Annotated in this window: 15 protein-coding genes and 1 pseudogene; 10 read left to right on the forward strand and 6 right to left on the reverse strand. The window is 64.7% G+C overall.

Annotated elements, in window-relative coordinates; translation table 11 throughout:
- Positions 1–78: 78 nt before the first annotated feature.
- On the reverse strand, positions 79–1,674 hold the full coding sequence (locus ACNJYB_RS17920) for a L,D-transpeptidase family protein (protein WP_439375142.1): 1,596 nt from the start codon (positions 1,672–1,674) through the stop codon (positions 79–81).
- 203 nt (positions 1,675–1,877) lie between these two features.
- On the opposite strand from ACNJYB_RS17920, the gene ACNJYB_RS17925 reads away from it, so the two are divergent.
- Positions 1,878–2,426 carry a CreA family protein gene (locus ACNJYB_RS17925; protein ID WP_439375143.1) on the forward strand — a complete coding sequence of 183 codons (549 nt, stop codon included), beginning with the start codon at positions 1,878–1,880 and terminating at the stop codon, positions 2,424–2,426.
- Between the two features lie 34 nt (positions 2,427–2,460).
- Here the strand turns inward: ACNJYB_RS17925 and ACNJYB_RS17930 are convergent, their stop codons facing one another.
- A complete protein-coding gene (locus ACNJYB_RS17930) occupies positions 2,461–2,670 on the reverse strand; it encodes a hypothetical protein (RefSeq protein WP_439375144.1) in 210 nt (69 codons plus the stop codon).
- Between the two features lie 420 nt (positions 2,671–3,090).
- On the opposite strand from ACNJYB_RS17930, the gene ACNJYB_RS17935 reads away from it, so the two are divergent.
- Positions 3,091–3,255 carry a hypothetical protein gene (locus ACNJYB_RS17935; protein WP_439375145.1) on the forward strand — a complete coding sequence of 55 codons (165 nt, stop codon included), beginning with the start codon at positions 3,091–3,093 and terminating at the stop codon, positions 3,253–3,255.
- A gap of 18 nt (positions 3,256–3,273) precedes the next feature.
- Positions 3,274–3,636 (forward strand): hypothetical protein, encoded by a 363-nt coding sequence (locus tag ACNJYB_RS17940; RefSeq protein WP_439375146.1) that lies wholly within the window; start codon positions 3,274–3,276, stop codon positions 3,634–3,636.
- Between the two features lie 12 nt (positions 3,637–3,648).
- Here ACNJYB_RS17940 and ACNJYB_RS17945 read toward each other — a convergent pair whose 3' ends face one another.
- On the reverse strand, positions 3,649–3,894 hold the full coding sequence (locus ACNJYB_RS17945; RefSeq protein ID WP_439375147.1) for a DUF6719 family protein: 246 nt from the start codon (positions 3,892–3,894) through the stop codon (positions 3,649–3,651).
- 78 nt (positions 3,895–3,972) lie between these two features.
- Here ACNJYB_RS17945 and ACNJYB_RS17950 point away from each other — a divergent pair.
- From ACNJYB_RS17950 to kynU, 5 genes and pseudogenes are all read left to right on the forward strand, one after another.
- Positions 3,973–4,203, forward strand: a pseudogene (locus ACNJYB_RS17950) (pyridoxamine 5'-phosphate oxidase family protein); the annotation flags it as partial.
- 53 nt (positions 4,204–4,256) lie between these two features.
- On the forward strand, positions 4,257–5,534 hold the full coding sequence (locus ACNJYB_RS17955; RefSeq protein WP_439375148.1) for an ArgE/DapE family deacylase: 1,278 nt from the start codon (positions 4,257–4,259) through the stop codon (positions 5,532–5,534).
- 334 nt (positions 5,535–5,868) lie between these two features.
- Positions 5,869–6,678: an alpha/beta hydrolase gene (locus ACNJYB_RS17960; RefSeq protein WP_439375149.1), complete on the forward strand. Its 810-nt coding sequence runs from the start codon at positions 5,869–5,871 to the stop codon at positions 6,676–6,678.
- 33 nt (positions 6,679–6,711) lie between these two features.
- Positions 6,712–7,551 carry a tryptophan 2,3-dioxygenase gene (kynA, locus tag ACNJYB_RS17965; RefSeq protein ID WP_439375150.1) on the forward strand — a complete coding sequence of 280 codons (840 nt, stop codon included), beginning with the start codon at positions 6,712–6,714 and terminating at the stop codon, positions 7,549–7,551.
- An 8-nt stretch (positions 7,552–7,559) separates the two neighbouring features.
- A complete protein-coding gene (gene kynU / locus ACNJYB_RS17970; RefSeq protein ID WP_439375151.1) occupies positions 7,560–8,762 on the forward strand; it encodes a kynureninase in 1,203 nt (400 codons plus the stop codon).
- A gap of 117 nt (positions 8,763–8,879) precedes the next feature.
- On the opposite strand, the gene ACNJYB_RS17975 is transcribed toward kynU, so the two are convergent.
- The gene (locus tag ACNJYB_RS17975; protein ID WP_439375586.1) at positions 8,880–9,668 is read right to left on the reverse strand and encodes a cobalamin-binding protein; all 789 of its coding nucleotides are present in this window, start codon (positions 9,666–9,668) and stop codon (positions 8,880–8,882) included.
- A gap of 116 nt (positions 9,669–9,784) precedes the next feature.
- On the opposite strand from ACNJYB_RS17975, the gene ACNJYB_RS17980 reads away from it, so the two are divergent.
- Positions 9,785–10,183 (forward strand): PaaI family thioesterase, encoded by a 399-nt coding sequence (locus tag ACNJYB_RS17980; protein WP_008129901.1) that lies wholly within the window; start codon positions 9,785–9,787, stop codon positions 10,181–10,183.
- Between the two features lie 152 nt (positions 10,184–10,335).
- Positions 10,336–10,941 carry a GNAT family N-acetyltransferase gene (locus ACNJYB_RS17985; protein ID WP_439375152.1) on the forward strand — a complete coding sequence of 202 codons (606 nt, stop codon included), beginning with the start codon at positions 10,336–10,338 and terminating at the stop codon, positions 10,939–10,941.
- A gap of 77 nt (positions 10,942–11,018) precedes the next feature.
- Here the strand turns inward: ACNJYB_RS17985 and ACNJYB_RS17990 are convergent, their stop codons facing one another.
- Both ACNJYB_RS17990 and ACNJYB_RS17995 read right to left on the reverse strand, forming a co-directional pair.
- Positions 11,019–11,324, reverse strand: a complete 306-nt coding sequence (locus tag ACNJYB_RS17990; protein ID WP_063683963.1) for a hypothetical protein — start codon at positions 11,322–11,324, stop codon at positions 11,019–11,021.
- Between the two features lie 103 nt (positions 11,325–11,427).
- The gene (locus ACNJYB_RS17995) at positions 11,428–12,114 is read right to left on the reverse strand and encodes a DUF2161 domain-containing phosphodiesterase (RefSeq protein WP_439375153.1); all 687 of its coding nucleotides are present in this window, start codon (positions 12,112–12,114) and stop codon (positions 11,428–11,430) included.
- Positions 12,115–12,134 lie beyond the last annotated feature (20 nt).

Consider the following 12,134-nt stretch of genomic DNA (forward strand, 5'->3'; position numbering starts at 1 on the left):
CGGCGTCCCCCGAAATGATCCGGGGCGCATGTTACTCCGCCGACGTGACCGGGTCGCTCAACACCGCGTTATCGCGCGTTAGTACAGACGAACGATGAAATCCGTGCCTTCGCCGGTCTCGCCCTGGTTGATACCCTGATCGGAGACGATGATCGAGGCGCCGGAGGTCAGCATCTCGTTGATCTTGGCCATGCTGTCGGCGCTCACCGAGATGCGGTCGAGCGCCTCGGTCGGGCTGTCCGGCGTCACCACCGGCTTTGCGGCGGTGGGGATCACGACGGCGCCACCCTTGCGGCGCGTGACGCGGTTGTCGTCCTCGCGCGCGGCTGAGCGGGCGGTGACGGGCAGCGACACCACCGACCAATGCAGCGCATTGGAATCGGCCTTGTCGATTTCGGCTGTGAAGACATGCGTGCCGAGCGGCCGCTCGCTCGCTGAGATCGTCACCGGCACCTCGAACAGCGGCGAAAAATTCTGGCGCACATAGAGCTTGGAATCCTTGCGGCTGATGAAGACCGCGATCTGGCCGGCCCGCTTCGGCGCGTCCGGCTTTGCCGCCGGCACTGGATCGGCGAGGCGGGTATCGTCCTTCTTCGCATCCGGCGCAGGCGACGTGGCCGTGACGGCGGCATCGGGCTTCTTGGCGGACTCGGCAGCTTCAGCCTTCGCCGTTTCGGGCTTCGCCGCTCCTGGCTTCGTGTCAGACTTTTTGGCAGCCTCGACCTTGTCGTCGGTCGCCGCTGGAGCCTTGGGCGCTTCCGCACTCTCGGCGGTCTTCGTCTCCGACCTCGCCTCGGCCTCAACCGCCGTCGCATCCGCGTCCGCGCGGACAGATGCATTGCCCGTTGTGATGTCCGACATGACGGTGTGGCCGACCGACGAGCGCAGCTCCGGCGCCGGCTCGGCACTGGCGGTTCTGGTCTCGATCGGCTTGGCGTCGGTGACCTTGGCGGCCGCGCCCTTGTCGGCCTTGTCGCCGGCATTGGTCTGAGGCTCCAGGCTGGCCGCGGGCTGCGGCGGCACGCGCAGCGAGGCGAGCAATGGATGCTGGACGCTGTGCGGCGTTATCTCGCCCGGCGTGACGATGACGCGCGCACCCATCTTGGTCCAGTTCCACATCTTCACCGCGAACGCCATCGGCATGCGGATGCAGCCATGCGAAGCCGGATAGCCCGGCAGCACGCCGGCATGCATGGCAACGCCGGACCAGGTGATCCGCTGCATGTACGGCATCGGCGCGCCGCTGTAGATGTTGGAGCGGTGGAACTTGTGCTTCTGGATGACGCTGAAGACACCCATCGGCGTCGAATGGCCCTTCATGCCGGTCGACACCGGAGATTCCGCGAACACGCCGTTGGTGTCGTAGATGGTCACCTTCTGCCGATCGATCGAGACCACGATGACGAGGGGTCCTTGCGGCTTGCTGCCGGCTTCCTTCTCGGCGACGGTGGCTTTCTTGCCCGCGGCGCCGCGCTTCTGCGGCGGCCTCTGGCGCGGAATGTCGGGATGCCGGTCCTGCCGGGCGTAGTAGGACCCGTCGGAATAATCCGTCCAATAATAAAACGCTGCGTCAGCCTGGCCCGCCGTTCCGATCGCGCCCGCCGCCGCCAAAATGGCGACCTGCCAAATCCGCACTGGCTTGGCGGCAAAGCCGGACACGTTCACGCTGCTCATCCTCGAATCCATAATCCCAATCATTAGTCTCACAGAGGGGATACGCGTTCACCAGCAGAGCGGTTCTGCCATCAGCTAATTTTGTCCGAGACGTATCAAAAAAGCCTCACGGAGCGGTAAACGGCGGCCGCGCCCGGCCCAGCGTCGTCTTCCTGACCGGCCAGCCGATGCCTACATTGTGGGACTTGTTACCGGAGAACTTCATGTCATCTCGTTTCCCCGGTCTTTCCGGCATCCGCTTGAAAGGCCTCGCTTTATTCCTCCTGGCGCTGGTTGCGCCGCTGGCTTCCGCATCTGCCGCCGAGGAGCCGGATCTGATCTTCCGACGCTCCACCGTGTTCAAATGGATGAGCCCGAACGATAAGCTCGCGACCTATGGCCTCGACGACCCCGAGGTCGAGGGCGTGGCCTGTCATTTCACGGTGCCGGAGAAGGGCGGTTTCAAGGGCTGGCTCGGCCTTGCCGAGGAGGTCTCGGACATCTCGCTGGCCTGCCGTCAGGTCGGCCCGATCAAGTTCAAGGCCAAGATGGAGCAGGGCGACGACATGTTCCGTCAGCGCCGCTCCCTATTCTTCAAGAAGATGCAAATCGTACGCGGCTGCGACGCCAAGCGCAACGTGCTGGTCTACATGGTCTATTCGGACAAGCTGATCGAGGGCTCGCCGAAGAACTCGACGTCGACCGTGCCGATCATGCCGTGGGGTCCGGCTGACGCCAACGTCCAGAAGTGTGGCGAATTCTTCACTCAGTGACGCATTTGCGTTCACTCCAGTGACGCATTTGCGTTCACTCGGTGACGTGTTCGCGGCTGACGCGCGGTTTTGCCAGATGCGAGCCGGTCAGCCGCACGAACATCTGCGGCGCGGCTTCGAAGCCGCGGCTCGATTGCAGCGCCATTTCGTTCGCCGAATTGGCGCGGCTGCGAACAGGTCGTTGATCCCCGCGGTCCGTCCGCAGGCCCGCCTCGCGCGGCGTTCCGCGATCTTGCGCCATCATGATGGCAATTCCTCACGTGGATGCCGTAATCCCGGTGATCCCGGCGTCTCGGTTTCGACGGCTTGGGTCGCGGCCGAAGCGTGCCCGGTTCCACGGGACCCAGCCTTCGTTGGCCCCTCTTCAGCAGAAAAACGTAAAACGCATGTGAAGCGTGCAAGGCGGGCGCATGACGATGCCGCCGTTAGGTACCCTTGCGCACTGCGCCAGCGACTTGCGAGGCCGCTTTGAGCCGCCACACGACCTCACTGAAATGATTGGCCTTTTCCGAGAATTGTTTCGTCGCCCGACAAGGGACGAAACAATTCGCTAGCGGATGAAACCATTTTCGGCTTTCGGCGCATCACGCGCGAAACTGCCCATGGTTATCAGCGTCACAACGACGACGGCGCACCGCCGGCCACCGAATTGAGGGACAAGACCATGCGCGCGCTCAGCTTTATCCTTGCTTTCGGCTTTGTGCTCGCCGGTTCCTCGTTCGCAGGTATGCCCGACGGCAATCTCCCCGGCGTCGGTACTTTCCAGTACACCGGCTCGCCGGTCGTGACGCCGGAGCCGCAGCCGATCGTCGTCGCTACTCGCTTCTGATCAGCCGGCAAGGCCATCATGTCGCTTCGTTTCTGCGCCGCAGCGTTCATCGCCCTTCTGACGATCAATTCCGTGCAGGCGCAGGTGCGTGCGCCGTCGCGGCTGCCCGACCCACGCAGCGAATTCGTGCGTCAGTGTGCGCCGCGCATGCTCGGACGCTGGGAGCATCCGGAAGAAGTCTGCGGCTGCCTGCACGACCACGCCGCCGCCGTCGTCGAGGACCGCGATTTGCGCGAAGCGCTGCTGCGCGGCATCAGCGAGACCGGCGTGCCCACGATCGAGACCGATTGGGTGCCGACGTCAAAGCAAAGCGAGATCGGCCCGACCTTCACCAAGATCGCCAAGCCGACTCTTCAGTGCATGTTCGATCCGGCGAAGTAGCTTCTCAGCTCATCATTTTGTCTTGGGCCCCTGCCGCGGCACGCAGGAGCTCGTGCGCGAGACTCCCTTGTCGGTCATCTTCGCGCCCCGCACTTCCTTGACCTGGCCGGCGGGGCAGGTTCCGTCGTCCACGAGCACGCGCTGGCCGAGCTTGAGATCCACGATGTCCTGCTCGCGTCCGATGGTGGCTGCGCGCACCGTCGAGGCAAGCGCGATGGAGATCAGGAGCAAGAGGCAGGTCGCGTGGCGCAGCAGCATGACGTGAGGTCCCGGCATCGATGCCGCAATCTAGGAAGCGGCGGGCGATTCTCATAGCGAAGCTTCATCACGCCCGGCGAGCCTTCGGCAAAAGTCCGCGCCAAGGGCGTTGCTGGTGGCGACGAGGATCATGCGGTGCCGATCTATGCCCAGCGCATTCCGGTGCGCACCGTGCTCGGCGCGCCGGAACCTTGCCCGCGAGTGCTCGACGGCGTGACGCGCCCTGCGACGCTCGATGGCCATACGGAAGGCCGACTGCTCGAAGATGCATTGCGGGATGCATATTTTGTGGAGTACCCGAACGGCTGAAATCGGCTAGCTTGCGCGCTCCCTGAGGACATTCGAATGCCTGGAGTTGCCTGATGAATGCCGAAACGCAGCAGCGGATTCTCGACGCCGTCGATGCCGGTTTCGAAGCCCAGCTTGCGACCACCAGCGATCTCGTCGCGATCCCCTCGACCCGGGGCGCCGAGGGTCCGTGCCAGGACATGATCGGCGACCTCCTGCGCGCGCGCGGCTACGAGGTCGACGATTGGCACATCAAGGTCGACGATCTCAAGGATCTGCGCGGTTTCGGCCCGATCGAGCACGATTTCTCGAAGGCGCGCTCGGTGGTGGGCACGTATCGTCCCGGGACGGAGGCCGGCAAATCGCTGATCCTCCAGGGCCACTGCGACGTGGTGCCGGCAGGGCCTCTCGACTTGTGGGACACGCCGCCGTTCTCGCCCGTCATCAAGGACGGCAAGATGTTCGGCCGCGGTTCCTGCGACATGAAATCGGGCACCATCGGCGCGCTCTATGCGCTCGATGCGATCAAGGCTGCCGGGTTCAAGCCGACCGCGCGGATTCACTTCCAGTCCGTCATCGAGGAGGAGAGCACCGGCGTCGGCGCGCTCTCGACGCTGCAGCGCGGCTATCGTGCGGATGCCTGCTTCATCCCGGAGCCGACCGGCGGCAAGATGGTGCGCTCGCAGGTCGGCGTGATCTGGTTCCGCCTGCGCGTGAAGGGACACCCGACCCATGTCGCCTTTGCCGGCTCCGGCTCCAATGCCATCATGGCGGCCTATCATCTCGTCCAGGCGCTGCAAAAGCTCGAGATCGAATGGAACGAGCGCGCCAAGGCCGACCGTCATTTCAAGACGCTGAACCACCCCATCAACTTCAATCCCGGCATCATCAAGGGCGGCGACTGGGCCTCCAGCGTTCCGGCCTGGTGCGATGTCGATTGCCGCATCGCGATCCTGCCGGGCTGGTCGGTCGCCGACCACCAGAAGGAGATCGCGGCCTGCGTCGCGGCCGCCTCGCGCAACCACCGCTTTCTCGCCAACAATCCGCCGGAGATCGAATGGTCGGGCTTCCTGTCGGAAGGCTATGAGCTGACCGGCGCGGCGGAGCCGGAGGCTGCGTTCGGCAAGGCCTTCAACAAGGTCTATGGCGGTGCCGTGGAAGACCTCGTCTTCACTGCGCTCACCGATACCCGCTTCTACGGCCTGAACCACGGCATCCCCAGCCTCTGCTTCGGCGCCAGCGGCGGCGAGATGCACGGCTTCAACGAATATGTCGAGCTGGACTCGCTGAAGAAGACCACCAAGGCGATGGCGCTGTTCATCGCGGAATGGTGCGGGGTGGAGAAGGCGTAGCCCTCTCCGCCGTCATTGCGAGGAGCCCTTGCGACGAAGCAATCCAGGCTGCCGATACGGAAGGCAGGCTGGAATGCTTCGCTGCGCTCGCAATGACGGATGATAGTCCCGTGGGGTGGGCAAAGGCGCTCTTGTGCCGTGCCCACGAGTGCTACCGACATGACCAAGTGCGTGAGCACGCTTCGCTTTGCCTCCTGCGGGATCTCGGCTGGAGCACCCTTGCCCGAAACAGGGGCTCTCCCAAATCCTTTAAGCTTAAAATAAAGACTAGGACGGGGGGCGCGCCGGTGGCAGACTGGCGTCCGTTCCGCCGGACGAGTCCTCGGGAGTCACAATGCGCGATTGGGATGATGCTTACGCCAACTCGGCCCATATCCCGGGCTCGGACAAGCTGCCGGCGCTGTGGGCGGAGCGGGCGGCGGCCTATCGCGCCGGGCTGAAGGATTTTCGCGCCGACATCGCCTATGGCTCCGGTGAACGCCAGACGCTCGACCTGATCCTGCCTGACGGTGACAGCAAGGGCCTCGTCGTGTTCGTCCACGGCGGCTACTGGATGCGCTTCGACAAGTCGGCCTGGACGGACCTGGCCGAAGGCGCGCGGCATCATGGCTGGACCGTGGCGCTGCCGAGCTACACGCTGGCGCCAGCCGCGTGCATCTCCGACATGACCGCCGAAATCACCGCCGCCATTGCCACGGCTGCCTCGCTCGTTTCCGGCCCGATCCGGCTCGCCGGGCATTCCGCCGGCGGCCATCTCGTCACCCGCATGCTGTGCGACGACAGCCGGCTCGAGCCCGCCGTCTTCAACCGCATCGCCGGCACGCTCTCGATCAGTGGCCTGCACGATCTGCGGCCGCTGCTCAAGACGAAGATGAACGACACGCTGCACATGACCATGGAGGAGGCGACGCTGGAAAGCGCGGCGCTGCATCGGCCGCGCGGCCATTCGCCCGTGACCGCCTGGGTCGGTGGGGACGAGCGTCCCGAATTCATCCGCCAGTCCGATCTGCTGGCTAATGTCTGGACCGGTTTCGACGTGCCAACGCACCTCGTGATCGAGCCTGCGCTGAACCATTTCACTGTCATCGACGGGCTCAAGGATCCGTCGTCGCAGATCACCGCGCGCCTGGTCGGCCTCGATTGACGAGGCCGGAATGATCGATCGGGAGGGCCAGCCATGACGTCCAGCGATTACGATCCCGCAAGCGAAGGCGCCGAGACCGATTTCGCCCGCCGCATGTCCTATGGCGATTATCTGGCGCTGGATTCGATCCTCGGCGCGCAGCATCCGCTGTCAGAGGCGCATGACGAGATGCTGTTCATCATCCAGCATCAGACCACGGAGCTGTGGATGCGGCTCGCTATCCACGAGCTCAGCGCCGCGCGCCGCGCCATCGCCAAAGACGAGGTTGCCCCCGCCATGAAGATGCTGGCGCGGATGTCGCGCATCTTCGAACAGTTGAACAACGCCTGGGATGTGCTGCGCACCATGACGCCGAGCGAATATACGCGCTTCCGCTCGCAGCTCGGCCAGTCCTCCGGCTTCCAGTCGCGCCAGTACCGGCTGATCGAATTCCTGCTCGGCAATCGCAACCATGCGATGCTGAAGCCGCACGCCCACGACGTGGAAACGACCAAACTGCTCGAAGCGGAGCTGGCAACGCCGAGCCTCTATGACGAGGTGCTCAGACTTGCCGACCGCCACGGGTTGAAGATGCCGCCGGCAGTGCTGTCGCGCGACGTCCGCGAGACCCACAGCTTCAACGAGGGCGTGCTGCAGGCCTGGCGTATCGTCTACCTGGCCCCGGAGACACACTGGATGCTGTATGAACTCGCCGAGAAGCTGGTCGATTTCGAGGATTATTTCCGGCGCTGGCGCTTCAACCACGTGACCACCGTGGAGCGCGTCATCGGCTTCAAGCGTGGCACCGGCGGCACTGGCGGCGTCAGCTATCTCAAACGCATGCTCGAGGTCGAGCTGTTTCCCGAACTCTGGCGCGTCCGCACCATTCTGTAGAAACGCTCATGAACAGATATCGCGTCTACGACGAGACCAAGGCCCTGTTCCATCTGCCTGAGGGCGTGATCTATCTCGACGGCAATTCGCTCGGCGCGCTGCCGCTGGGCGCTGCCGAGCGTGTCAATCGCGTCATCACGATCGAATGGGGCAACGAGCTGATCCGCGCCTGGAACAGTGCAGGCTGGTATGCCCAGCCGCGCCATGTCGGCGATCGGATCGCCCGGCTGATCGGCGCGGAAGCCGGCTCGGTCATGGTTGGCGACACGCTGTCGCTGAAGGTCTACCAGGCGCTCGCGGCTGCGCTCGACATGAACGCCTCGCGCAAGGTCGTATTGTCGGACACCGGCAATTTCCCGACCGATCTCTACATGGCCGAAGGCCTGATCGAAACGCTCGGACGCGGCCAGCAATTGCGCCTGGTAGCGCCGGAGGAGATCGAGGGCGCGCTGTCGGAGCAAGTCGCCGTCCTCTACATCACCGAGGTCGACTATCGCACCGGCCGCCGCCACGACATGGCGAAGCTCACCGCAAAGGCGCACGCGCGCGGCATCGTCACGGTCTGGGATCTCGCGCATTCGGCCGGCGCGCTGCCGGTCGATCTCGCCGGCTGTGGCGCCGACTTCGCCGCGGGATGCACTTACAAATACATCAACGCCGGCCCGGGTGCGCCAGCCTTCCTCTATGTCGCGCCGCGCCATGCCGACACTGCGCGCGCGGCGCTGTCGGGCTGGATGGGCCACGCAAAACCGTTTGCGTTCGAGCTCGCTTACGCGGCCGCCGGCGGCGTCGAGCGCATGCGCGTCGGCACGCCACCGGTACTGGCGATGGCGGCGCTGGAGGCCTCGCTCGACATCTGGGACCGCGTCGACATCGCCGAGGTGCGCGCGCGATCACTGGCGCTCGGCGATCTCCTGATTGCGGAAGTCGAACGCCGCTGTCCGCGGCTCGAGGTCGTCACGCCGCGCGAACACGAGCGCCGCGGCTCGCAGGTCTCTTTCGCCTTCGACAACGGTTACGCCGCCATGCAGGCCCTGATCGCGCGCGGCGTCATCGGCGATTTCCGTGCGCCTGACATCATGAGGTTCGGGATCACACCGCTGTATATTGGTGAGGCGGAGATCATGAAGGCCGCGGAGATCATCGAGGAGGTGATTTCAGGCGAGGTGTGGCGCCGGCCGGAATATCAGGTCGTGAACGCCGTGACGTGAGCGGGGAGGTCCCCGCCCAGCCGTCATTGCGAGGAGTTCTTGCGACCAAGCAATCTAAGATCCTTCCGCGGAGGCACTCTCGATTGCTTCGCTTCGCTCGCAATGACGGCGGATGGATCAGGAGTGCGGCCCCCACAACGCCGTCACAATCGCGTCGAGCCCATCGGTCAGCGCCGCCGGTCCCGGCTGCAATATGATCGGCGACTTGATCTCGACGATGCGGTCGTCGCGCACGGCTGGAATCTCGCTCCAGCCGTCACGTTGCTTGATGCGGGCAGGCACGACCTTCTTGCCACACCATGAGGCGAGGATCACATCGGGTGCGGCTTCGCGCACGGCGTCCGATGATACGATGCGGTCCTTCGCAGCCTGCCGATGCCGCAGGTCCTGGAAGACATCCGCGCCCCCGGCGATCTCGATCAGCTCCGAGACCCAGCCGGCGCCCGAGATCAACGGATCGTCCCATTCCTCGAAATACACTTTTGGCGGCGGCGAGCGGCGAGGTGTTGCTGCAATTGCCGCGAGGCGCCGTTCAAAACCCTGAGCAAGGTCATCCGCACGTTCGACCACGCCGATCAGCGCACCCAGCGTCCGGATCATCGCCAGGATGCCGGCGATGTCACGCTGGTTGAAGAGATGGACGTCGATGCCCGCGCGCACGAGATCGGCGACGATGCCGGCCTGGAGATCCGAGAAGGCCAGCACCAAATCCGGCTCCAGGGCCAGGATCTTCGGGATGTCCGCGGAGACGAAGGCCGACACCCGCGGCTTCTCCCGCCGCACCTGCGGCGGACGGACGGCGTAGCCGGATACGCCGACGATGCGCTCCTGCTCGCCGAGCAGGTAGAGTGTCTCGACCGTTTCTTCAGTCAGGCAGACGATGCGGCGGGGCGGGTACTGGCGCATGGTCGACCATATGGTCATGCCGCGGTGGATGTCACGGAGGCCATTACCTCGGACGTCATTGCTTTGCCGCACGAAGCAATTCACGCTGAGACAACAATGAATTGGGAGGAGATCCGATGACGCCGCTCGAAAAACTCAAAGCGATGAAGATGCCGTTCGCCGAGCTCAAAGGCGTCGAGTTCGTCGAGGCCGAGAAGGACCGCGTGGTGGCGCGGATGACGGTCCGGCCCGATCTCTGCACGCTGCATCACACCATCCATGGCGGCGCGGTGATGGCGCTGGCCGATTCCGTCGGCGCTGCGGCCACCGTGATCAACCTGCCCGAGGACGCCAAGGGGACGACCACGCTGGAGAGCAAGACCAATTTCATCGGCGGGGCCAAGGAGGGGGCCACGGTGATCGCCACCGCCACCCCGGTTCACCGGGGCCGGCGGACCCAGGTCTGGACCACCCGGCTGGAGACCGAGGATGGCAAGCTGGTGGCCGTGGTGACCCAGACGCAGCTGGTCCTGTAAGATTACGGGGCCTTGATTCTGTTAACGAAAAAGTCGCTCCCGATGCCACTAAGTAGGGCAGGTTCCCGTCTTGAAATGCGTGTTGCAATGCACAATATAGGGGGCCTAGGGATTCGAACGCCTCCTCGAGGGACACCAAGAGGAGTTTTGACGTGGTACTTGAAAACACCGTGCGCACTGCCCCAGGCTATGTGCGGACCCTGATCCAGCAGGAAGAATTGCCGCTTCTGCGCGATCACCTGCTGCGACTCGATGCCGACAGCCGGCACGACCGTTTCAACGGCTTTCTCGACGACAGCTTCATCGAGCGCTACGCCGCGCGCTGCGCCGAGGACGGCACCGTCATCGTGGCCTATATCGTCGACGGCGTGGTTCGCGGTGCCGCCGAACTGCATCCACCGGAAGGTGGTTCACTGCCCGAGGTCGCCTTCAGCGTGGAAGCCGCCGCACGCCGCCAGGGTGTCGGCACCGTGCTGTTCCGCCGCCTGATCGCGGAGGCGCGCTGGAAAGGTTACAAGCAGCTACGCATCACCACGGGTGTCGAGAATCAGGCGATGCGGGCGCTCGCCAGGAAGTTCGGCGCGCATCTGGCCTTCCGTCACGGGGAATCGACCGGAACGATCGATCTCGCCAAGACGCCCGAGGCCGAGCTGGCGGATCTCGCGGCCGCGCCGTTTACGGCAGGCCGGGCTCTGCTCAGCTTCAACTCGACATGCTGGAAGCTCATCTCCAGCATGTACGGCAATCGCGCCGCCTAGCTCAGACGCGGACTGGAATCAAAAAGCGGACCGGCAAAACCGGTCCGCTTTTGTGTGGCGGATCGAGAAATAAACGCTCAGGTGCCGGTGCGCGTAGCGGTGCTGAAGCGGCGCACGACGCGGCGTTCGACCACCACGGAGCGCTGCGCGCCCTGTTCGCCGGCGATCACGCGCGTGGCGGTGATGCGGCTGTTGGTCCGGGCCTGCTTTTTCACCTCGGCCTGGACGACGTCGAGCGGCATCCCCATCAGAGCTGCGGCGATCTCGGCCTGCTGCTCCTGGTCGTCGGTGATTCCGACGGCGGCGAAGATCGCCTCGTCCAGGGTCGGCGGGTCGTGACGCACGCGCCGCGTGCCATACTTGGTATTCCAGTCTGCGCTCATGGTAGCCTCATTTCGATCGGGGATACCTAGTGCTGCCTATGTTGCATTGCAATATGAATTTGGTGTGGCATCTCAGATATTCACCGCTCGCATCGATCCGGCATCAGGGCGGTGACGGAGCACCGGCATCGGCCTCGATCCGTTGCTGGGGCCAGCGCTTGAGGGCGGCGTGTCCGGCCGCGGTGAGCCGATAGATTCCCCGTTCGGCACGCTCGAACCAGCCATACACATTGTTAAGCAAGATCTTGCCGGCATCGGGACAGCGCACACGCAGCTCGCGGACGGGCCGCGGGCCGGTCGCGAGTTCCGCCGCGCAAGCCAGCGCCTGCTGCCGGTAGGCCGTCATGATCGGCGCCCGCGTGCTGCCGCCGAGCACCGGATCGCCCTGGCGGCGCTGATGCTCGGCAACGAGGCGCGAGCGAATCTTCGGTTCGCGCCGCGGGGCCGCCGTCGGCGGCTTGACCAGCACCTCCACCTGGCCGTGGTCGGTCACCCCCAGCATACCGAAGCCGAGGCGGCGGCAGAGATTGCGGTAACGCGCGTCGCTCTCGCGTCCCTTGCCGCGTGCGGACATTTTGGCCGCGATCCAGACCTCGTCGCCCGCCGGCGCGCGGTCGACCGCCTGCAGGATCAGCTCGAGATTGAAGGCGAGCTTGAGCTCGCCGATCACCACGACCGGCGGGTCGCCGGGGCTGAGGCCGACCAGATCGCAGCCGCCGATCTCGCCCTTGACCGTGAAGCCGAGCTCTTCGAGGAAGCGTTTGACGGGCAGGTAGAGCGCGGTTTCCACAGGTGGTCCGATCGGAGAAT

Source organism: Bradyrhizobium sp. SMVTL-02 (assembly GCF_051853005.1).
Taxonomy (GTDB): domain Bacteria; phylum Pseudomonadota; class Alphaproteobacteria; order Rhizobiales; family Xanthobacteraceae; genus Bradyrhizobium.